At 72.7% G+C, this 20698-nt stretch carries 20 protein-coding genes; 19 read left to right on the top strand and 1 reads right to left on the bottom strand.

Features of this window, described 5'->3' with window-relative positions:
- Positions 1–54: 54 nt before the first annotated feature.
- The 8 genes from IH09_RS02360 (at position 55) to IH09_RS02395 (ending at position 8843) form a co-directional block, all read left to right on the top strand.
- On the top strand, positions 55–1164 hold the full coding sequence (locus IH09_RS02360) for a quinone-dependent dihydroorotate dehydrogenase (protein WP_052853561.1): 1110 nt from the start codon (positions 55–57) through the stop codon (positions 1162–1164).
- Positions 1161–2012 carry an orotidine-5'-phosphate decarboxylase gene (gene pyrF / locus IH09_RS02365; protein WP_052853562.1) on the top strand — a complete coding sequence of 284 codons (852 nt, stop codon included), beginning with the start codon at positions 1161–1163 and terminating at the stop codon, positions 2010–2012. The genes IH09_RS02360 and pyrF overlap by 4 nt, the downstream gene beginning before the upstream one ends.
- A 192-nt stretch (positions 2013–2204) precedes the next feature.
- Positions 2205–2528: an integration host factor gene (locus tag IH09_RS02370; protein WP_052853563.1), complete on the top strand. Its 324-nt coding sequence runs from the start codon at positions 2205–2207 to the stop codon at positions 2526–2528.
- A 38-nt stretch (positions 2529–2566) separates the two neighbouring features.
- Positions 2567–3184: a guanylate kinase gene (gene gmk, locus IH09_RS02375; protein WP_094794692.1), complete on the top strand. Its 618-nt coding sequence runs from the start codon at positions 2567–2569 to the stop codon at positions 3182–3184.
- Positions 3185–3254: 70 nt separating this feature from the next.
- Positions 3255–3527: a DNA-directed RNA polymerase subunit omega gene (gene rpoZ, locus IH09_RS02380; protein ID WP_005319902.1), complete on the top strand. Its 273-nt coding sequence runs from the start codon at positions 3255–3257 to the stop codon at positions 3525–3527.
- 102 nt (positions 3528–3629) lie between these two features.
- Positions 3630–4865, top strand: coding sequence for a bifunctional phosphopantothenoylcysteine decarboxylase/phosphopantothenate--cysteine ligase CoaBC (gene coaBC / locus IH09_RS02385; protein ID WP_052853565.1), 1236 nt, complete (start codon positions 3630–3632; stop codon positions 4863–4865).
- A 241-nt stretch (positions 4866–5106) separates the two neighbouring features.
- Positions 5107–6330 (top strand): methionine adenosyltransferase, encoded by a 1224-nt coding sequence (metK, locus tag IH09_RS02390; protein ID WP_052853566.1) that lies wholly within the window; start codon positions 5107–5109, stop codon positions 6328–6330.
- A 377-nt stretch (positions 6331–6707) separates the two neighbouring features.
- Complete coding sequence (locus tag IH09_RS02395; RefSeq protein ID WP_052853567.1) at positions 6708–8843, top strand: primosomal protein N'; 2136 nt, start codon at positions 6708–6710, stop codon at positions 8841–8843.
- Positions 8844–9135: 292 nt separating this feature from the next.
- Here the strand turns inward: IH09_RS02395 and IH09_RS02400 are convergent, their stop codons facing one another.
- Complete coding sequence (locus IH09_RS02400) at positions 9136–9681, bottom strand: hypothetical protein (protein ID WP_052853568.1); 546 nt, start codon at positions 9679–9681, stop codon at positions 9136–9138.
- Positions 9682–9931: 250 nt separating this feature from the next.
- On the opposite strand from IH09_RS02400, the gene fmt reads away from it, so the two are divergent.
- The 11 genes from fmt (at position 9932) to IH09_RS02455 (ending at position 20698) form a co-directional block, all read left to right on the top strand.
- Positions 9932–10870, top strand: a complete 939-nt coding sequence (gene fmt / locus IH09_RS02405; RefSeq protein ID WP_052853569.1) for a methionyl-tRNA formyltransferase — start codon at positions 9932–9934, stop codon at positions 10868–10870.
- Positions 10871–10977: 107 nt separating this feature from the next.
- Positions 10978–12411, top strand: a complete 1434-nt coding sequence (locus IH09_RS02410) for a transcription antitermination factor NusB (RefSeq protein WP_052853570.1) — start codon at positions 10978–10980, stop codon at positions 12409–12411.
- 194 nt (positions 12412–12605) lie between these two features.
- Positions 12606–13286 carry a ribulose-phosphate 3-epimerase gene (rpe, locus tag IH09_RS02415; RefSeq protein WP_052853571.1) on the top strand — a complete coding sequence of 227 codons (681 nt, stop codon included), beginning with the start codon at positions 12606–12608 and terminating at the stop codon, positions 13284–13286.
- Between the two features lie 230 nt (positions 13287–13516).
- Positions 13517–14533: a sugar-binding transcriptional regulator gene (locus IH09_RS02420; protein WP_052853572.1), complete on the top strand. Its 1017-nt coding sequence runs from the start codon at positions 13517–13519 to the stop codon at positions 14531–14533.
- A 154-nt stretch (positions 14534–14687) separates the two neighbouring features.
- Positions 14688–15158: a ribonuclease domain-containing protein gene (locus IH09_RS02425; protein ID WP_052853790.1), complete on the top strand. Its 471-nt coding sequence runs from the start codon at positions 14688–14690 to the stop codon at positions 15156–15158.
- Positions 15155–15598, top strand: coding sequence for a barstar family protein (locus tag IH09_RS02430; RefSeq protein ID WP_052853573.1), 444 nt, complete (start codon positions 15155–15157; stop codon positions 15596–15598). The genes IH09_RS02425 and IH09_RS02430 overlap by 4 nt, the downstream gene beginning before the upstream one ends.
- A 166-nt stretch (positions 15599–15764) precedes the next feature.
- The gene (locus IH09_RS02435; RefSeq protein ID WP_052853574.1) at positions 15765–17204 is read left to right on the top strand and encodes a GuaB1 family IMP dehydrogenase-related protein; all 1440 of its coding nucleotides are present in this window, start codon (positions 15765–15767) and stop codon (positions 17202–17204) included.
- Positions 17205–17579: 375 nt separating this feature from the next.
- A complete protein-coding gene (locus IH09_RS02440; protein WP_052853575.1) occupies positions 17580–19052 on the top strand; it encodes an amino acid permease in 1473 nt (490 codons plus the stop codon).
- A gap of 10 nt (positions 19053–19062) precedes the next feature.
- Positions 19063–19518 carry an Lrp/AsnC family transcriptional regulator gene (locus tag IH09_RS02445; RefSeq protein ID WP_052853576.1) on the top strand — a complete coding sequence of 152 codons (456 nt, stop codon included), beginning with the start codon at positions 19063–19065 and terminating at the stop codon, positions 19516–19518.
- A gap of 204 nt (positions 19519–19722) precedes the next feature.
- Positions 19723–20082: a DUF6204 family protein gene (locus IH09_RS02450; RefSeq protein WP_052853577.1), complete on the top strand. Its 360-nt coding sequence runs from the start codon at positions 19723–19725 to the stop codon at positions 20080–20082.
- Between the two features lie 157 nt (positions 20083–20239).
- Positions 20240–20698, top strand: a complete 459-nt coding sequence (locus IH09_RS02455; RefSeq protein ID WP_052853578.1) for a MarR family winged helix-turn-helix transcriptional regulator — start codon at positions 20240–20242, stop codon at positions 20696–20698.

Raw genomic sequence — 20698 nt, forward strand, 5'->3', positions numbered from 1 at the left:
CCCCAGGCCCCGTATCCCCGCTCCCGCCCGCTCTCTCGCGTGGAAGGCACGCCCGTGTACCACCTGTTCTTCAAGCTCTTCTTCCAGCGCATGGACCCCGAGAAGGCCCACCACCTGGCCTTCCGCTGGATCCGCCTGGCGGCCCGGGTCCCCGTGCTGCGCACCTTCGTCGCGGCCGTCCTCGCGCCCCGCCACAAGGAACTGCGCGTCGAGGCGCTCGGCCGCCGGATGCACGGCCCGTTCGGTCTGGCCGCCGGCTTCGACAAGAACGCCGTCGCCATCGACGGCATGACGATGCTCGGCTTCGACCACGTCGAGATCGGCACCGTCACCGCCCAGGCGCAGCCGGGCAACCCCAAGAAGCGGCTCTTCCGGCTCGTGCCGGACCGCGCGCTCATCAACCGCATGGGGTTCAACAACGAGGGTTCCGCGGCCGTGGCGGCCCGGCTGGCCGCCCGCAAGCCGGTCTTCGCGACCACCGTCGGCGTCAACATCGGCAAGACCAAGATCGTCCCGGAGGACGCGGCGACCGCCGACTACGTCACCTCCACCGAACGGCTCGCCGCGCACGCCGACTACCTGGTGGTCAATGTCTCCTCCCCGAACACCCCGGGACTGCGCAACCTCCAGGCCACCGACCACCTCCGCCCGCTGCTGACCGAGGTCCGCGCGGCCGCCGACCGTACGGTCACCGACCGCCGGGTGCCGCTCCTCGTCAAGATTGCGCCGGACCTCGCCGACGCGGACATCGACGCCGTCGCCGACCTCGCCGTCGAACTCGGCCTGGACGGCATCATCGCCACCAACACCACCATCGCCCGCGACGGCCTCGGCCTGACCAGTGACCCGGCGCTGACCGCCGAGACCGGCGGCCTCTCCGGCGCGCCCGTCAAGCAGCGCTCCCTGGAGGTCCTGCGCCGGCTGTACGCCCGGGTGGGCGACCGGATCACCCTCGTCGGGGTCGGCGGCATCGAGACCGCCGAGGATGCCTGGCAGCGCATCCTCGCCGGCGCCACCCTCGTCCAGGGCTACAGCGCCTTCATCTACGAGGGCCCGTTCTGGTGCCGTGCCGTCCACCGGGGCCTCGCCGACCGGCTGCGCGACAGCCCGTACGCCACCCTCGCCGACGCCGTCGGCGCCGAGCACGAGAAGGTGACCGCATGACGACCCTGGAACCGTTCGGCGCCCGCCTGCGCCGTGCCATGGACGAGCGCGGGCCGCTCTGCGTCGGCATCGACCCGCACGCCTCGCTGCTGGCCGACTGGGGACTGAACGACGACGTCGCCGGCCTGGCGCGGTTCACCCGCACCGTCGTGGAGGCGCTCGCCGACCGCGTCGCCGTCCTCAAACCGCAGTCCGCCTTCTTCGAACGCTTCGGCTCGCGCGGTCTGGCCGTCCTGGAGACGGCCGTCGTGGAGGCCCGCGAGCGCGGCGCGCTGGTCCTGATGGACGCCAAGCGCGGCGACATCGGCTCCACCATGGCCGCCTACGCCGCCACCTACCTGGACCCGGCCTCCCCGCTCTTCTCGGACGCCGTCACGGTCAGCCCGTTCCTGGGCTACGGCGCGCTGCGCCCCGCCGTGGACCTGGCCCGGGAGAACGGCTGCGGCCTGTTCACCCTCGCCCTCACCTCCAACACGGAGGGCCAGGAGGTCCAGCGCGCGGTACGCGCCGACGGCAGCACGGTCGCCGCCACCATGCTCGGCCACCTCGCGGCCGAGAACGCCGGTGCCGAGCCGCTGGGGTCCTTCGGCGCGGTGGTCGGCGCCACACTCGGCGATCTCTCCGCGTTCGACCTGGCGATCAACGGCCCGCTGCTCGCGCCCGGCATCGGTGCCCAGGGCGCCACCCCCGCGGATCTTCCCGCCGTCTTCGGCGACGCGGTCCGCAATGTCGTGCCGAGCGTCAGCCGGGGTGTGCTGCGGCACGGTCCGGACCCCGAGGCGCTGCTCACGGCGGCGGCCCGATTCGCCGACGAAGTGCGGAAGGCGGTCGATCAGCCGGGACTTTAGTCCCGAAATGTCCTGGTCAGCAGAGTCTGACCAGGACTTTTCGTCTGTTCTCGCTGACTCCGGCGCGCTCGGCCGCTAGTCTCCGTCGAGAGCACCGCACGTAAGAGCGTTGCTCGTTGCCCCGCGGTTGCGGGGCGACTAGGTTCCACACCGGTCCGTATCCGACAGTTCGACATCCGAGGTGACGTAGGCGTGGCTCTTCCGCCCCTTACCCCTGAACAGCGCGCAGCCGCGCTCGAAAAGGCCGCCGCGGCTCGCCGGGAGCGCGCCGAGGTCAAGAATCGGCTCAAGCACTCCGGCGCATCGCTCCATGACGTGATCAAGCAGGGCCAGGAGAACGACGTCATCGGCAAGATGAAGGTCTCCGCCCTCCTGGAGTCGCTCCCCGGCGTGGGCAAGGTCCGCGCCAAGCAGATCATGGAGCGGCTCGGCATTTCCGAGAGCCGCCGCGTCCGGGGTCTTGGCTCCAACCAGATCGCTTCTTTGGAGCGTGAGTTCGGCAGCGCCGGTTCCTGAGTTTCCCGGCACCACCGGGAAGCTGGAATAATCGCTGCATGGCTGCAACATTCCGGGGTACGACCCCCGTGCCCCCGGACGCTCGTCCGCGACTGACCGTGCTCTCCGGCCCCTCGGGGGTCGGCAAGAGCACGGTCGTCGCCCATCTGCGCACCGTCCACCCCGAGGTCTGGCTCTCGGTATCGGCAACCACCAGGAAGCCGCGCCCCGGAGAGCAGCACGGTGTCCAGTACTTCTTCGTCGACGACGAGGAGTTCGACAAGCTCGTCGCCAACGGTGAACTGCTGGAGTGGGCCGAATTCGCGGGCAACCGCTACGGCACCCCGCGCAAGGCGGTCCTGGACCGCCTGGAGGCCGGGGAGCCCGTGCTGCTGGAGATCGACCTCCAGGGCGCCCGTCAGGTACGCGAGTCCATGGCGGACGCCCATCTGGTCTTCCTGGCCCCGCCGAGCTGGGAGGAGCTGGTCCGCCGGCTCACCGGCCGGGGCACCGAGGCGCCCGAGATCATCGAGCGCCGGCTGGCGGCCGCGAAGGTCGAGCTGGCCGCGGAGACGGAGTTCGATGTGACCCTTGTCAACACCTCCGTCGAGGACGTCAGCCGTGAGCTGCTAGCCTTGATGTTGCGTCAATCCGGGGAGCGGGACATCAGCGGCTGAGGCCGCAGGCCCCGGACCGCCGAAAATTTTGCGCTTTACACCGGCTCCATACCCCTTCGGAAGGCAGAGAGTGTCCTCTTCCATCACCGCACCCGAGGGCATCATCAATCCGCCAATTGATGAGCTTCTCGAGGCCACCGACTCGAAGTACAGCCTCGTGATCTACGCCGCCAAGCGCGCGCGCCAGATCAACGCGTACTACTCGCAGCTCGGTGAGGGCCTGCTCGAGTACGTCGGCCCCCTCGTCGACACGCACGTCCACGAGAAGCCGCTGTCGATCGCGCTCCGCGAGATCAACGCGGGCCTGCTGACCTCCGAGGCCATCGAGGGCCCGGCCCAGTAAGCAGTACACCGTCCATACCAAGGGCCCGGCAGCGCGTCTGCCGGGCCCTTGGTGTGTCATAGGGGCATACGTATGGACCGAGGCTCGGGGAGCAGCGAAGCGATGGACAAGCGGGAGCGGGACCAGCCCAGGGTCGTCCTGGGGGTCAGCGGCGGCATCGCCGCGTACAAGGCGTGCGAGCTGCTGCGGCGGCTGACCGAGTCCGGGCACGACGTACGGGTCGTACCGACCGCCGCCTCGCTGCACTTCATCGGCGAGGCCACCTGGTCGGCGCTGTCCGGCAATCCGGCCGGCACCGAGGTGTGGGAATCCGTCCACGAGGTCCCGCACGTCCGGATCGGGCAGGGCGCCGACCTCGTCGTGGTCGCCCCGGCCACCGCCGACCTGCTCGCCAAGGCCGCCCACGGCCTCGCCGACGACCTGCTGACGAACACGCTGCTCACCGCGCGCTGTCCGGTGGTCTTCGCGCCGGCCATGCACACCGAGATGTGGGAGAACCCGGCCACCCGGGAGAACGTCGCCACACTGCGCCGCCGTGGCGCGATCGTCATCGAGCCGGCGGTCGGCAGGCTGACCGGTGTCGACACCGGCAAGGGCCGCTTCCCGGACCCGGTCGAGATCTTCGAGCTCTGCCGCCGGATCCTGGCCCGCGGCCCCGAGGCGCGGCCCGGGGACCTCGCCGGACGGCATGTCGTGGTGAGCGCCGGCGGGACCCGCGAACCGCTGGATCCCGTGCGCTACCTGGGGAACCGCTCCTCCGGCAGGCAGGGTTACGCGCTCGCCCGCACCGCGGCGGCCCGCGGCGCCCGGGTCACGCTCGTCGCCGCCCACACCGAGCTGCCGGATCCGGCCGGGGTGGACGTGGTGCACATCGGGACGGCAGGCCAGCTGCGCGAGGCGGTGCTGACGGCAGCGGCGGACGCCGACGCGGTCGTCATGGCGGCCGCGGTAGCCGATTTCCGGCCCGCTGTCTATGCCACCGGCAAGATCAAGAAGAAGGACGGCGAAGAACCGGAACCGATCACTCTGGTTCGCAACCCGGACATTCTCGCCGAAATTTCCGCCGACCGGGCCCATTCCGGCCAACTCGTCGTCGGCTTCGCCGCCGAGACCGACGAGGTACTCGCCAACGGGCGTGCCAAGCTCGCCCGCAAGGGCTGTGACCTGCTGGTTGTCAACGAGGTCGGAGAGCACAAGACGTTCGGCGCGGCGGAGAACGAGGCGGTGATCCTCGCCGCCGACGGAACCGAGACCCCGGTGCCGTTCGGGCCGAAGGAAGTGCTGGCCGACAAGGTGTGGGACCTTGTCTCGGCCCGGTTCGGCGAGGCTCGTTCCTGATTTCCGATATCGCCTCATCGGTCGTGTGAATTCCGGTGCGACCTCTTGACCGGGCCCGGTCCGCACCGTGATCGTCCCACTGTGGGCCGAAGTGTCCCAGGTCACGAGGGGTCCATAAATCGAGACTGCGTGCCCGAACGCCACCCATGACCGATAAACTGGCGGAAGGATCGAGCCGAGCGCAGCTCTCGGCCTTTCCGTCAATGATCAGCCAGCAGCCGCTGCAACCCCAGGGAGCGATGTGTCCCGCCGCCTGTTCACCTCGGAATCTGTTACCGAGGGCCACCCCGACAAGATCGCTGACCAGATCAGCGACACGATCCTCGACGCGCTCCTCAAGGAAGACCCGACATCCCGGGTCGCCGTGGAGACGTTGATCACCACCGGCCTGGTGCACGTGGCCGGCGAGGTGACGACGAAGGCGTACGCCGACATCCCCAACCTCGTCCGCAACAAGATCCTCGACATCGGCTACGACTCGTCCAAGAAGGGCTTCGACGGCGCTTCCTGTGGCGTCTCGGTCTCGATCGGCGCGCAGTCCCCGGACATCGCCCAGGGTGTGGACACCGCGTACGAGAAGCGGGTCGAGGGCGCCGCCTCCGGTGACGGGGAAGACGAGCTGGACAAGCAGGGCGCAGGCGACCAGGGCCTGATGTTCGGCTTCGCCTGCGACGAGACCCCGGAGCTGATGCCGCTCCCGATCAACCTCGCGCACCGCCTGTCCCGCCGCCTGTCCGAGGTCCGCAAGAACGGGACGATCCCGTACCTGCGCCCCGACGGCAAGACCCAGGTCACCATCGAGTACGACGGCCACAAGGCCGTCCGCCTCGACACCGTGGTCGTCTCCTCACAGCACGCCTCGGACATCGACCTGGACTCGCTGCTGTCGCCCGACATCCGCGAATTCGTCGTCGAGCACGTCCTCAAGGAGCTGGTCGAGGACGGCATCAAGCTGGACACCGACGGCTACCGCCTGCTGGTCAACCCGACCGGCCGTTTCGAGATCGGCGGCCCGATGGGCGACGCCGGCCTGACCGGCCGCAAGATCATCATCGACACCTACGGCGGTATGGCCCGGCACGGCGGCGGCGCCTTCTCGGGCAAGGACCCGTCCAAGGTCGACCGCTCGGCCGCGTACGCGATGCGCTGGGTCGCCAAGAACGTCGTCGCGGCCGGCCTGGCCGCCCGCTGCGAGGTCCAGGTCGCCTACGCGATCGGCAAGGCCGAGCCCGTCGGTCTGTTCGTCGAGACCTTCGGCACCGCCACCGTCGACACCGACAAGATCGAGCAGGCCATCGGCGAGGTCTTCGACCTCCGTCCCGCCGCGATCATCCGCGACCTCGACCTGCTCCGCCCGATCTACGCCCAGACCGCCGCCTATGGCCACTTCGGCCGCGAGCTGGACGACTTCACCTGGGAGCGCACCGACCGCGTCGACGCCCTCCGCAGCGCCGCGGGCCTCTGAGCCCTCGCCCTGCCACAGGTTGAAACCCACGGCCCCGGACCGCTCGATCGGTCCGGGGCCGTGGGTTTCGGGTGGAGCCGAGGCGGGCGGGGGATCCGCACCGAGGTGACACATCGACACGTCGATACTTCGATGTGTCCGAGATGGCGTTCGATGGCGGGAGGCGGCCCGCACCCTCGTCTGCCCGGCGGGTGACGCCCGAGGCACGGGGACGGTGGAGCACGCTGCCCCGGGGCGTACGGAACGGAAACCGCCGGGCGGTAAAGACGGCCCGGCGGAAGGAAGGCCGGCGGTGGAAGGCGGCCCGGTCCGCGGGGGCCGCCGGGGTTGTGGATCGCCGGCGGCCGTTGTCCGAGGCGTCTGCTAAGACTGATGCTGTGAGCAGGGAGAACGGGCGACCGGGGGCGGAGACGGGTGCGGGCGAGCAGCTGGCCCTCATCCGGGAGGCCGTGCGTGAGACCAAGGCGGAGCGGGCGAAGCCGCGGACCTGGCGGGGGGCCGAGCTGGCGGCCGGCCTGCCGGTGGCGCGGGTGCTCGTGGACAAGGGGCTGGTGCACCTCGACCGCTATTTCGACTACGCCGTGCCCGCCGCCATGGACGCCGAGGCACAGCCCGGGGTGCGGGTGCGGGTGCGGTTCGGCGCGGGGGAGAAGGGGGGCCGACGCGAGGGCGGCAAGCTGGTCGACGGCTTCATCGTGGAGCGCGTCGCGGAGAGCGACTACCGCGGTGTGCTCGCGCCGCTCGCGCAGGTGCTGTCGTCCGAGCGGGTGCTCACCCCCGAGCTGCTGGCGCTCTGCCGGGCGGTCGCGGACCGCTATGCCGGGACGCTCGCCGACGTGGTGCAGCTGGCGGTGCCGCCCCGCCGCGCGCGTGCCGAGGCCAAACCGTCCCCCGCCCCGCCGCCGCCCAACGCACCGCCCGATCCGGGCAGTTGGGAGCGGTACGCGGCCGGTGCCGGTTTCCTGACGGCGCTGGCGCGGGGGGACGCGCCGCGCGCAGTGTGGACGGCGCTGCCCGGTGCGACCTGGCCGCAGGAGCTGGCGCGGGCGGTGGCCGCGGCGTTGGCCTCGGGGCGTGGTGCGCTGGTGGTGGTGCCGGACGGGCGGGCCGCGGCGCGGGTGGACGCGGCGCTCGGCGAGCTGATCGGGGCGGGCCGCCATGTGCTGCTGACCGCCGATGCCGGGCCCGAGGAGCGCTACCGGCGGTGGCTGGCCGTCAGCAGGGGCGCCGTCCGCGCCGTGATCGGGACGCGCGCCGCGATGTTCGCGCCGGTCGCCGACCTCGGGCTGGTCGCGCTCTGGGACGACGGCGACGGCAGCCACAGCGATCCGCACGCACCGCAGCCGCATGCCCGCGAGGTGCTGATCCAGCGTGCGGTCAGTGAGCGGGCCGGGTTTCTGCTGGGCGGTCTGAGCTGCACCGTCGAGGCCGCCCAACTGGTCGAGACGGGCTGGGCGCGCCCGCTGGCCGCCGACCGCGAGCAGGTGCGGGCGGCGGCGCCCATGGTGCGTACGGTCGGGGACGGCGACGAGGCGCGGGACGCGGCGGCGCGGGCCGCCCGGCTGCCGACGATGGCCTGGCAGGTGGTGCGGGAGGGGCTCCGGCGCGGACCGGTGCTCGTCCAGGTACCGCGCCGCGGCTACGCCCCCCGGCTGGCCTGCGAACGCTGCCGGGAGCCGGCCCGCTGCCGGTCCTGCGCCGGCCCGCTGGAGTCCCGGGACGCGGGCGAGCTGGCCTGCGCATGGTGCGGCCGGCCGGAGCCGGACTGGCACTGCACGGAGTGCGGCGGCACCCGGCTGCGGGCCCGGATCGTGGGGGCGAGGCGGACGGCGGAGGAGCTGGGCCGGGCGTTCCCGGCGGTCCCGGTGCGTACCTCGGGGCGCGACCATGTCCTGACCTCCGTGCCGGACGCCCCCGCGCTGGTGGTGAGCACGCCCGGCGCGGAACCGGTGGCGGAGGGCGACGGATACGCGGCCGCGCTGCTGCTGGACGGCTGGGCGCTGCTGGGGAGGCCGGATCTGCGGGCGGGGGAGGAGGCGCTCCGCCGCTGGCTGGGGGCCGCCGCGCTGGTCCGCGGCCATGCGGAGGGCGGCACCGTCGCGGTGATCGCGGAGCCTACCCTGCGGCCGGTCCAGGCCCTGGTGCGCTGGGATCCGGTCGGCCACGCCGTCCGCGAACTGTCCGAGCGGGCCGAGCTGGGCTTCCCCCCGGTCTCCCGGATGGCCTCGGTGGCGGGCCGCGCCGAGGACGTCGTCGAGCTGCTGAAATCCGCCGAACTCCCGCAGGGGGCCGAGGTGTTGGGCCCCGTGCCCCTGCCGGTGCCGGACCCGGGCCGCCCCCGCCGACCGGGCGACCCGCCGCCGGGTGAGGAGTGGGAACGCGCGCTGGTACGGGTCCGGCCGGGGCAGGGCGCGGCGCTCGCGGCAGCGCTGAAGGCGGCCCGCGCGGCGCGGCTGGTCAAGCGGGCGGGGGAGCCGGTACGGGTCCGGATCGATCCGCCCGATCTCGGGTGAGGCGGGGCGGCCGGGCGGCGAGGCCGCGGGGCGAAGGCGCCCGCTGACGCGTGAGGTGCGCGTCGGGGCTGTGGCGCGGCTGCGGCGTGGGGCGTCCTTGGTGCCGACGGGAACGGCGGACGGGGGCCGCCGCCCAGCGGCCGGGAGGGACGGCCGTACGGGCGGCCACCGGGCGGGCGCGAGACACGTGCCGCCACCGGTTACGCGGCAGGACCGGCGGGGCGGGCGGTCCCGGATCGGCGGCGCGCGCCGGGGGCGGCGCCGGAGCCGGGGCGTGCGAGGGGCGTCGGCGTCAGCCGTTGCGCGGGCCGGGGAAGGCGCCGGGCCGGGCCTCTTCCCTGGTGGCCGGGGACGGCTGGGCGGGCATCGAACGGGCGGCGGGCACCGACGGCGCGGCGGGCAGGCCCGCGCCCACGGCCACCGTGCGGACCGGGGCCGCCTCGGGCGACCGGACCACCGGCTCGGCGCCGTCGCCGGCGGGCTGGGCGGCGGACCGGCGGGCACCGTAACGGCGGTGCACCGCCTGCTTGGTGACGCCGAGCGCCGACCCCACCGCGTCCCAGGAGAAGCCCAGCGAACGGTCGAAGTCGACCGCTGCCGTGACGAGCGTTTCGACGCTGTCCCGCAGCTCCTGGGCGAGGCGTACCGTCGGCGCGGGCGCGCGTCCGTAGACGACGAAGCCCGCGGAGGGCCCGGTGCGCCGCGGCCGGTAGACGTTGCCGAGCTGGGCGGTCAGGGTGCGCAGCGCGTCCACCTGCCGGCGGACCCGCTCGATGTCCCGCACCAGGAGATGCAGGCTGGCGCGCGCCTGGGCGTCGTGGGTTGCGTGGTCGGCCATGAGCAAGCCTCTCGAACCGGCGTGAAAAGGGAAACAGTGAAAGAGACCGGGCCGTCAAAGCGGCCCGATATAGGTCAATACTGTTTGACCAACGCGTCAGCAGCGGCTCTGGTCACGGTATGGGGGCGTACGACCTTCCGTGCAGGGCGCAGACGAGTTCGCGCGCCCCCGGGGGCACGGCCCATGACCGGGGCCCGGCCTCATAGACTGGTGCGCCGTTCCGCTGCGTGTGAGAGGTAGTGCGCCACCCATGAGGCTCGTCTTCGCCGGTACCCCCGAGGTCGCCGTACCCGCTCTCGATGCCCTGATCGCCTCGGACCGGCACGAGGTCGTGGCTGTCGTGACCAGGCCCGACGCCCCCGCAGGCCGTGGCCGGAAGCTGGTCGCCAGTCCTGTCGCGGAGCGCGCGCAGGAGGCGGGCATCGAGATCCTCAAGCCCGCCAGGCCGCGGGACGAGGACTTCCAGGCCCGGCTGCGGGAGATCGCGCCGGACTGCTGCCCGGTGGTCGCCTACGGTGCGCTGCTGCCGAAGTCCGCCCTGGGCATTCCCGCCAACGGATGGGTCAACCTGCACTTCTCGCTGCTGCCCGCATGGCGCGGCGCGGCGCCCGTACAGCACGCGGTGCTGGCGGGTGACGAGGTGACGGGCGCGGCGACCTTCCAGATCGAGGAGGGGCTGGACTCCGGTCCGGTCTTCGGGGTGGTGACCGAGGAGATCCGGCCGACGGACACCAGCGGCGATCTGCTCACCCGGCTGGCGTTCGCCGGCTCCGGGCTGCTCGTCGCCACGATGGACGGCATCGAGGACGGCACCCTGCACCCCGTACCGCAGCCCGCCGAGGGCATCTCCCTCGCCCCGAAGATCGAGGTCGAGGACGCCAAGGTGGACTGGACCGCGCCGGCGCTGCGGGTGGACCGCGTGATCCGCGGCTGCGCGCCCGCGCCCGGCGCGTGGACCGTCTTCCGCGGTGAACGCCTCAAGCTGATGTCGGCGGTGTCCGCGGCGGACCACGCCGGTCCGGACCTCGCGCCCGGCGAACTCGCCGTCACGAAGAAGGCGGTCTACGCCGGTACCGGCAGCCACGCCGTCGAACTGCTCTGGGTCCAGCCCCAGGGCAAGAAGCCGATGAAGGCCGCCGACTGGGCGCGCGGTGTGCGCATCGAGACCGGCGGGCGGCTGGGCGACTGAGACGGGCGGGGCCCCGCCGCCCGTCAGGCCGTCCCCGGAGGTGCGGGCCACAGGGGCCGCGTAGGCTTGGGCGGACCTCTCCATCTCGTATCCGGAGCACCTTTTCTGTGACACAGCAGCCGCGTCGCCGCCCCAGCAAGCCCTACCGCCGCCCGCAGAAGGACCCGGTCAGGATCCTCGCGTTCGAAGCGCTGCGGGCCGTCGACGAGCGGGACGCGTACGCGAATCTGGTTCTGCCGCCGCTGCTGCGCAAGGCGCGTGAAGCCGGTGACTTCGATACCCGGGACGCGGCGCTGGCGACGGAGCTGGTCTACGGGACGCTGCGGCGCCAGGGGACGTACGACGCGATCCTCGCGCAGTGCGTGGACCGGCCGTTGCGGGAGGTGGACCCGCCGGTGCTGGACGTGCTGACCCTCGGCGCGCACCAGTTGCTCGGCACCCGGATCCCGACGCACGCCGCCGTCAGCGCGAGCGTCGAACTCGCGCGGGTGGTGCTGGGCGACGGGCGGGCCAAGTTCGTCAACGCGGTGCTGCGCAAGGTCGCGGCGCACGACCTGGACGGCTGGCTGGAACGAGTCGCCCCGGAGTACGACGAGGACCCCGAGGACCACCTCGGCATCGTGCACGCGCATCCGCGCTGGATCGTCTCGGCCCTGTGGGACTCCCTCGGCGGCGGCCGCGCGGGCATCGAGGACCTGCTGGAGGCGGACAACGAGCGGCCCGAGGTGACGCTGGTGGCGCGCCCCGGCCGGTCCACCGCCGAGGAACTGCTGGCCGCCGTCGGCGAGGACCGCGCGCTGCCCGGCCGCTGGTCCCCGTACGCGGTGCGGCTCGCCGAGGGCGGTGAGCCGGGCGCGCTGGACGCGGTGCGCGAGGGGCGGGCCGGTGTGCAGGACGAGGGCAGCCAACTGGTCGCGATCGCGCTGGCGAACGCACCGGTGGAGGGCCCCGACCGCCTCTGGCTGGACGGCTGCGCGGGCCCCGGCGGCAAGGCGGCGCTGCTGGCCGCGCTCGCGGCGCAGCGCGGTGCGGCCCTGCTGGCGTCGGAGAAGCAGCCGCACCGTGCGCGCCTGGTGGCGCGCGCGCTGGAGGGCAACCCCGGCCCGTACGCGGTCATCGCCGCCGACGGCACCCGGCCGGCCTGGCGGCCGGGCGCCTTCGACCGGGTGCTGGTGGACGTGCCGTGCACGGGCCTGGGCGCGCTGCGCCGGCGGCCGGAGGCGCGCTGGCGGCGGCGCCCCGAGGACTTGGGCGGCTTCGCGCCGTTGCAGCGCGAACTGCTCCGGCAGGCGCTGGCCGCGGTCCGGGTCGGCGGTGTGGTGGGCTATGCCACCTGCTCTCCGCACCTGGCCGAGACGCGGGCCGTGGTGGAGGACGTGATCAAGGGGCGCGGCGGCGCGGCGGCGGAGGCGGCGTGGATCGACGCCCGGCCGCTGATGCCGGGCGTGCCGGCGCTCGGCGACGGGCCGGACGTCCAGCTGTGGCCGCATCTGCACGGGACGGACGCGATGTATCTGGCGCTGCTGCGGCGGACGGCCTGAGGAGAGCGGCAAGCGGGACACCCTGGGATCGGGTGCACAGGACCGGTCCCGGACGGCGGCGAAGGAACATCGGACCTCTCCCACCGCCGCCTGAGGATCACGGGGCCCTGCGCAGGGTCCTGCCGGGTGCGTGTCCGGTGCCGGGCGCGCGGCCCGCGTCCCGTCCGCCGGGGCGGTCACGACATACTGAAGACATGGCCCTGATCAACCCCAGCATCCTGTCCGCAGACTTCGCCCGGCTCGCCGAGGAGGCGAAGGCCGTCGAGGGCGCCGACTGGCTCCATGTCGACGTCATGGACAACCACTTCGTGCCGAACCTCACGCTCGGTGTGCCGGTCGTCGAGTCGCTGAGCAAGGCGACCGACACCCCCCTCGACCTGCATCTGATGATCGAGGACCCGGACCGCTGGGCGCCGCGGTACGTCGAGGCCGGGGCCGGTTCCGTCACCTTCCATGTGGAGGCGGCGGCCGCTCCGGTGCGGCTCGCGCGGGAGATCCGGGCGCAGGGGGCGCGGGCCTCGATGGCCCTCAAGCCGGCCACGCCGATCGAGCCGTACGAGGATCTGCTGCCCGAACTCGACATGCTGCTGATCATGACCGTGGAGCCCGGTTTCGGCGGCCAGGCGTTCCTGGACATCATGCTGCCGAAGATCCGCCGGACCCGGGAACTCATCTCCCGGCACGGTCTGGAGCTGTGGCTCCAGGTGGACGGCGGGGTCTCGGCGGACACCATCGAGCGGTGCGCGGAGGCGGGCGCCGATGTCTTCGTGGCGGGCTCCGCGGTGTACGGCGCGGACGATCCGGCCAAGGCGGTCCGCGATCTGCGGGAGAAGGCCGTGGCGGCGACGGCCGCGAGCTGGGGCTGCGCGCACTGATTCCGGAGCCGGGGCGGGGCCGGCGGACGAGGGACGACGGGCCGGGGCCGGGGCGCCGGCCCGCCGTGCTGCCGCCGGGCCGTCGGTTGTCCGTGGCGCAACCGGGCGTTCATGTCCGTCACGGCGGTCGTGGTCCCCGTCGGCCCCGGGTTTCTGAAAGGATGAGCAAAGACCCGATCAGATGCGCAAAAGGGGAGAATTTCGTGGTAGCCAGCCGCCCACAGTCCGGAATGGGCCCCGCCGAGCTGGTGCAGGCCGCGGCCATGGCCCGCCGCTTCTACCTTGAAGGCAAGTCCAAGATCCAGATCGCGGAGGAGTTCGGCGTCAGCCGGTTCAAGGTCGCCCGGGTGCTGGAGACGGCGCTCGAACGGGATCTCGTACGCATCGAGATCCGGGTGCCGTCCGAACTGGACGCGGAACGCTCCGACGCCCTGCGGGCCCGCTACGGCCTGCGGCACGCGGTCGTCGTCGAGTCGCCCGCGGACGCGCCCGCCGCCTTCGGCGGGGGGACCCCCACCGAGGACGCCGCCGACCCGGAGAACCTCGGCGAGGTCGCGGCCGGCCTCCTGGGCGAACTGGTCAACGAAGGCGATGTGCTGGGCCTGGCCTGGGGCCGGTCGACCATTCACATGGCGGCCGCGCTGCACCGGCTCCCGCCGTGCACCGTCGTCCAGCTGACCGGCGTGTACGACGCGGGCACCGCCGACCGCGGCTCGGTCGAGGCGGTGCGCCGCGCGGCCGATGTCGCCGGCGGCGAGGCGCACCCCATCTACGCGCCGATGCTGCTGCCCGACCCGGCGACCGCCGCGGCGCTCCGCGGCCAGACCGGTATCGCCCGCGCGTTCGAGTACTTCGACAAGGTCACCGTCGCCTGTGTCTCCATCGGCTCCTGGGCGCCGGGCATCTCGACCGTCTACGACATGCTGTCGGAGCAGGAGCGGGAGCACTACGCCTCGCTCGGCGCCGCCGCCGAGATGTCCGCCCACCTCTTCGACGCAGACGGCCGCCGCATCGGCCGCGATCTCGGCGAGCGCTGCATCACCGTCGAGGCGGACCGGCTGCGGCGGATCCCCGAGGTCGTCGCCATCGCCGGTGGCCGGCGCAAGGCCGCGGCGATCGGCGCGGTGCTGCGCTCCGGACTCGTGACGAGCCTGGTGACCGACACCGCCGCCGCCGACCATCTGCTGCTGGAGACCGGCCCGGGACCGCGCCCCGCCCTGGACCGCGCGGACCCTGACGGGGTGTGACGCGGGCCGGGTGTGAAGCGGGCGGGCGCGCCCGCGGCGGCGTGACCGGTGCGGGTTCGGTACTCCGGAGCGTGCCCGGCGCGCCGCGCCGCCCGCGGTGCCGGGCGCGAAATCCGGCGGGCAGCGCAGTCGCGGCTGTGACAGCATCGGCGCCATGATGATCCGCTCCACCTCGCACCGGGCCACCGCCGCTGTCGGCGCACTGCTCGCCGGGCTGCTCCTCGTCCTGACCGGCTGCTCCACCGGCGGTGGTGGCAAGGGGAGTCCGCACGGTCCGGCGCCGTCCGGCACCAGCGCCACCGGGACGCGGTCGCCCGGCGCCGCCGGAACGCCGGGCTGGGCGAAGGGGATGCCCACCGTCCCGGCCGGCCAACTGCCGTCCCAGGCCCGGGACACCCTCCGGCTCATCGATGCCGGCGGGCCCTTCCCGTACCCGAAGGACGGGACCGTCTTCGGCAACCACGAGCGGCTGCTGCCCCGTCAGTCGCGCGGCTACTACCACGAGTACACGGTCCCCACGCCGGGCTCGAAGGACCGGGGTGCCCGCCGCATCATCTCCGGTGACGGCCACGAGACGTACTACACCGACGATCACTACCGGTCCTTCAAGGCGGTGCTCCGATGACGGGTTCCGTGCCCCGGCCGCTGGCGGCGGTGCTCGACGGCAGTACGCCCCCGGGCGTGCTGCCCTGGCCCGCGGACCGTCCGGTGGAAGAGGCGCTGGCCGCGGCCCGGGACGCCGGCTGGAGCGGTGCGGTCCTCGACCTGACAGGGGTCGCGGACAAGGCGGAGTTCATGGCGCGGTGCGCCGGCTCGCTGCGGCTGCCGGACTGGTTCGGCCGGAACTGGGACGCGCTCGCCGACTGCCTCACCGACCTGTCCTGGTGCCCCGCCACCGGCGGCCGGCTGCTGGTCGTGACCGGCTGGCAGGGCTACGCGTCCGCCGCGCCGGACGACTGGAGCGTCGTCGAGGGCGTGCTGGCGGACGCGGTCGGGTACTGGCGCGGCACCGCCACCGGGCTGGCCGTGATCATGGTGCGGGGCAGGGCGGGCCACGGCGCCTGAGGGGAGGCCGTGCAGCGGTCGCTCGGCGGTCGCCCAGGGGAACAACGGTTCGCCTGTTTCGGCCGGGATGAGGGATGATGTCCTAGGAGCCGCAGCCCGATCCGGTGCCGGTTCGACGCTGACTCCCCACCCGCCCATACGTAAAATCGCAGGTGAGAGAGCCAGTATGCGTTTCCTGAACGATGCGAAGCCGCCGTACGACCTGACGTACGACGATGTGTTCATGGTGCCCAGCCGCTCCGCGGTGGGTTCCCGGCAGGGCGTGGATCTGTCCGCCCCCGACGGAACCGGTACCACCATCCCCCTGGTGGTCGCCAACATGACGGCGATCGCCGGTCGCCGGATGGCCGAGACCGTCGCCCGCCGCGGTGGCCTGGTCGTCATTCCGCAGGACATCCCGATCGATGTCGTCACCGAGGTCGTGTCCTGGGTCAAGCGCCGGCACCTCGTGCTGGACACCCCGATCGTGCTGGCGCCGACCGCGACCGTTGCCGACGCCCTGTCGCTGCTGCCCAAGCGGGCGCACGGCGCGGGCATCGTCGTCGAGGCGGGCCGGCCGGTTGGCGTCGTCACCGAGCACGACCTGGCCGGGGTGGACCGCTTCACCCAGGTGTCCGAGGTGATGTCCAGGGACCTGCTGGTCCTGGACGCGGACATCGACCCGCGGGAAGCCTTCAACCAGCTGGACGCCGCCCACCGCAAGCTGGCGCCCGCGGTCGACGCGGACGGCAAGCTGGTCGGCATCCTCACCCGTAAGGGCGCGCTGCGCGCCACCCTCTACACCCCCGCCACCGACGCCGAGGGCAGGCTGCGGATCGCGGCCGCCGTCGGTATCAACGGCGATGTGGCGGGCAAGGCCAAGGCGCTGCTGGACGCCGGTGTGGACACGCTCGTCGTGGACACCGCGCACGGCCACCAGGAGTCGATGATCGCCGCGGTCCGGGCCGTCCGGGCACTGGACCCGAAGGTGCCGCTCGTGGCGGGCAACATCGTCGCCGCCGAGGGTGTGCGCGACCTGATCGAGGCCGGTGCGGACATCATCAAGGTCGGGGTCGGCCCCGGCGCGATGTGCACCACCCGCATGATGACCGGCGTCGGCCGCCCGCAGTTCTCCGCGGTGCTGGAGTGCGCGGCCGAGGCCAGGAAGTTCGGCAAGCACGTCTGGGCCGACGGCGGCGTACGGCACCCGCGCGATGTCGCGATGGCGCTGGCCGCGGGCGCCTCCAACGTCATGATCGGCTCGTGGTTCGCCGGCACTCTGGAGTCCCCCGGCGACCTCCAGCACACCGCCGACGGCCGGCCGTACAAGGAGAGCTTCGGCATGGCATCCGCGCGTGCGGTGCGCAACCGCACCAGCGAGGAGTCGGCCTACGACCGGGCCCGCAAGGGGCTGTTCGAGGAGGGCATCTCCACCTCGCGGATGTTCATCGACCAGGCGCGCCCCGGCGTCGAGGACCTGATCGACTCCATCATCGCGGGCGTCCGCAGCTCCTGCACGTACGCGGGCGCCGGTTCCCTGGCGGAGTTCGCCGAGAAGGCCGTGGTCGGGGTGCAGAGCGCCGCCGGTTACGCCGAGGGCAAGCCGCTGCACGACAGCTGGAGCTGAGCCGCCGGGGCCGTGGCCGGTCCCCGCGCGCCGTTCCGCCGGCCCCGCACCGACCCGGTGCGGGGCCGGCCGCGTTCCGGGAGGCGGCGCCGGACGCGCACTCCGGCAGGCGGACCCGCCGAAAGCCGTCATACGATCGGACAGTGGCGCGCAACGAACCACCGCCCTGTGCTCCGGTGCGCAACGATCGGTCGTAGTTGCGCAAGGAACCTGCATTACGGCAGGTCAGCGCCGGGCCGTAAGGTCAAGCGCTGTACGTGGAGTGGCGGTGACCGCCTGCTCGGCGGTCTCCTGCAGTGGGTGTTTCGTCGTGCCCGCGTACCGACCGCTGCCGGTCGCCGTCAGACGACCGGCAGCGATGAAGGAGCCACCCCAGTGTTGGAGCACGGCGCAGCCCCACCCGCGGGGGGCGGGAACCCCCGGCCACCCGTCACCGGAGGTCTCGGCACCCGGCTGATGCGACGCAAGCCGGTCGAACGGCTGGTCGCCGAGAGCGGGCGCGGCGAGGGCGGATCGCTCCGTCGGTCGATGGGCGTATGGCAGCTGACCATGATCAGCATCGGCGCCACGCTCGGCACCGGCATCTTCGTGGTCCTCGGCGAGGCGGTGCCCAAAGCCGGCCCGGCCGTCATCCTCTCCTTCGTCCTGGCCGGTATCACGGCCCTGTTCTCGGCCCTCTCCTACGCGGAGCTGGCGGGCACCATCCCGGTTTCCGGCTCCTCGTACTCCTACGCGTACGCCACGCTCGGCGAACTGATCGCCTGGATCTGCGGCTGGTGCCTGATCCTGGAGTACGGCGTCTCGGTCGCCGCCGTCGCGGTCGGCTGGGGCCAGTACCTCAACGAGCTGCTGGCCGGCACGGTCGGCTTCACCATCCCCGAGGCGCTCTCCGCCCCGCCCGGCAACGGCGGCGTCTTCAATCTGCCGGCGCTGCTGGTCGTGATGCTCGCGATGGTCTTCCTGCTGGGCGGCGCCAAGGAGAGCGCCCGCGCGAACACCATCATGGTCACCGTCAAGATCGTCGCCCTGCTCCTGTTCTGCGGGGTCGCCCTCCAGGGCGTCCGCTCCGGGAACTACGCCGACTTCATGCCGATGGGCATGGCGGGCGTCAGCGCCGCCGGCGCCACCCTGTTCTTCTCCTACATCGGCTTCGACGCGGCCTCCACGGCGGGCGAGGAGGCCAAGAACCCGCAGCGCGATCTGCCGCGCGCGATCATGCTCTCGCTGGTCCTCGTCACCCTGCTGTACTGCCTGGTCGCCGCGGTGGCCGTGGGCGCGCTGCCGTGGCACCGGTTCGCCGGTTCGGAGGCCGCGCTGGCCGGGATCCTCAAGACCGTCACCGGACAGAACGTCTGGGCCGTACTGCTGGCCTTCGGCGCCGTCGTCGCCATCGCCAGCGTCGTGCTGACCGTGCTCTACGGCCAGACCCGCATCCTCTTCGCGATGTCCCGCGACGGCCTGGTGCCGAAGGTGTTCTCCCGGGTGCACCCCAGGACCGGCGCACCGCGCGCCAACACCGTGATCGTCTCGCTGTTCTGCGGGGTGCTCGCCGCCGCCGTCCCGCTGGGCCAGCTCGCCGACGCCACCAGCATCGGCACCCTCTTCGCCTTCGCGCTGGTCAACGTCGCCGTGATCGTGCTGCGCCGGACCCGCCCGGACATGCCGCGCGCCTTCCGTACGCCGCTGGCCCCGCTCTTCCCGGCGATCGGCTTCCTGCTGTGCATCTACATGATGGGCAACCTCGGCCCCGTGACCTGGGTGGTCTTCGGCGTCTGGATGGCCGTGGGCCTTGTGGTCTACTTCGGATACGGCATGCGCCGGTCCCGGCTGACCACGGCAGAGAAGTGATCCACCCGCTGTGCGACTGAACGACCTCGACGAACGCATCGTCCACGCCCTCGCGGAGGACGCCCGCCGCAGCTACGCCGACATCGGCCAGGAGGTCGGCCTGTCCGCGCCGGCCGTCAAACGCCGCGTGGACCGGCTGCGGGCCGACGGCGCCATCACCGGTTTCACGGTACGGGTCGATCCGGCCGCGCTGGGCTGGGAGACCGAGGGTTTCATCGAGCTGTACTGCAGCCGCAACACCTCGCCGGAGGCGATCCACCGCGGTCTGGCGCGCTACCCGGAAGTGGCGTCCGCCTCCACCGTCACCGGTGAGGCGGACGCCATCGTCCAGGTCTTCGCCTCCGACATGCGGCATTTCGAGCGGGTGCTGGAGCGGATCGCGGGGGAGCCGTTCGTGGAGCGGACCAAGTCCGTGCTGGTGCTCTCGCCACTGCTGCGGCGCTTCGGGTCGGGGGCGCCGGGCTAGTTCCCGGTCGTCCCGATCCCCGGGCCGCCGGCAGCCGGGGCGGTGGGCCCTCGTCGACGCACGGCGATCCCGATGACGGCATCGGTCCCCGGGCGCACGGCCCGGCCGAATGGTGCCGACGCGCGGCTCACCTGCGTCGGCCCCCGCCGGATGCCGCCGGAAACAGGGTGGAGTTACTCCGACCGCGCTGGTTAGGGTCGCGGGATGAGTACTCGTACCTTCCGTATCACCGTCCGCGGTGCCTTCGACGGACTCGGCACCGATCAGCGGGCCGAGCTCCTGGCCCGTGCCGCGGAGCATGACATCCTGCACGCGGCCTTCACCTCCGAGGGGCACCTCAGCTACGACGTGGCCGCGCGCCCCGCCTTCACCTTCCGCTTCCTGGACTCGGGGGAGGAGGAAGAGGACATCCTGGAAGCGACCGAACGCGCCGAAGAGTCGGCGAAGGCGTGGCTGGCCGCACGCGGCTACGGCTACAAGAACCTGCGGAGCACCGCCGAGGACCTCTCCCAGGCAGCCCTGAGCAAACGGCAGCGCCGCGCCGCAGCCCAGCAGAACGTCTGATTCCGCAGCAGCACCCCCTCCTTCCGTCTGCTGGAGACACCCCGGTCGCGCGACCTGCGTCCCGGCATCCGGCGCGGGAGTTCTCCACCGCCCTGAAATAAATGAATCCTTGACTGCTCAAGCATGATGCTATGCTTGAGCAGTCAAGGAGGTGGCAATGAGTGATGCGCTGGATGTGTCGCTGCGTCTCGTACGGGCCCAGACGGCCCTGGTGAAGCGGTTCGACGCGACCCTGTCGGGGCTGCACGGTGTGAGCCTGGCCGACTTCACGATGCTGCTGCGCCTGCGGCAGGCGCCCGGTGACCGGATGCGCCGGGTGGACCTGGCCGAGGCGTTGGGGCTGACCGCCTCCGGGGTGACCCGGGGACTGGCTCCGCTGGAGCGGATCGGGCTCGTCACGCGGGAGACGGATGCCCGCGACGGACGGGTGGCCTATGCGGCGCTGACCGACACCGGCCGCGCACGCCTGACGGACATGCTCGCCTCGGCCGAGCAGATCGCCGCCGAGGTCTTCACCGCTCCCCTGTGGAGCAAGGAGGACGTCGGCCGCCTGTCCACCCTGCTGACCCGCCTCGGCGGCACCGGGCTTTCCGGCCAGGGAACCCCGCCCCCGTAA

Source organism: Streptomyces celluloflavus (assembly GCA_000720995.1).
GTDB classification, from domain to species: Bacteria; Actinomycetota; Actinomycetes; order Streptomycetales; family Streptomycetaceae; genus Streptomyces; species Streptomyces celluloflavus.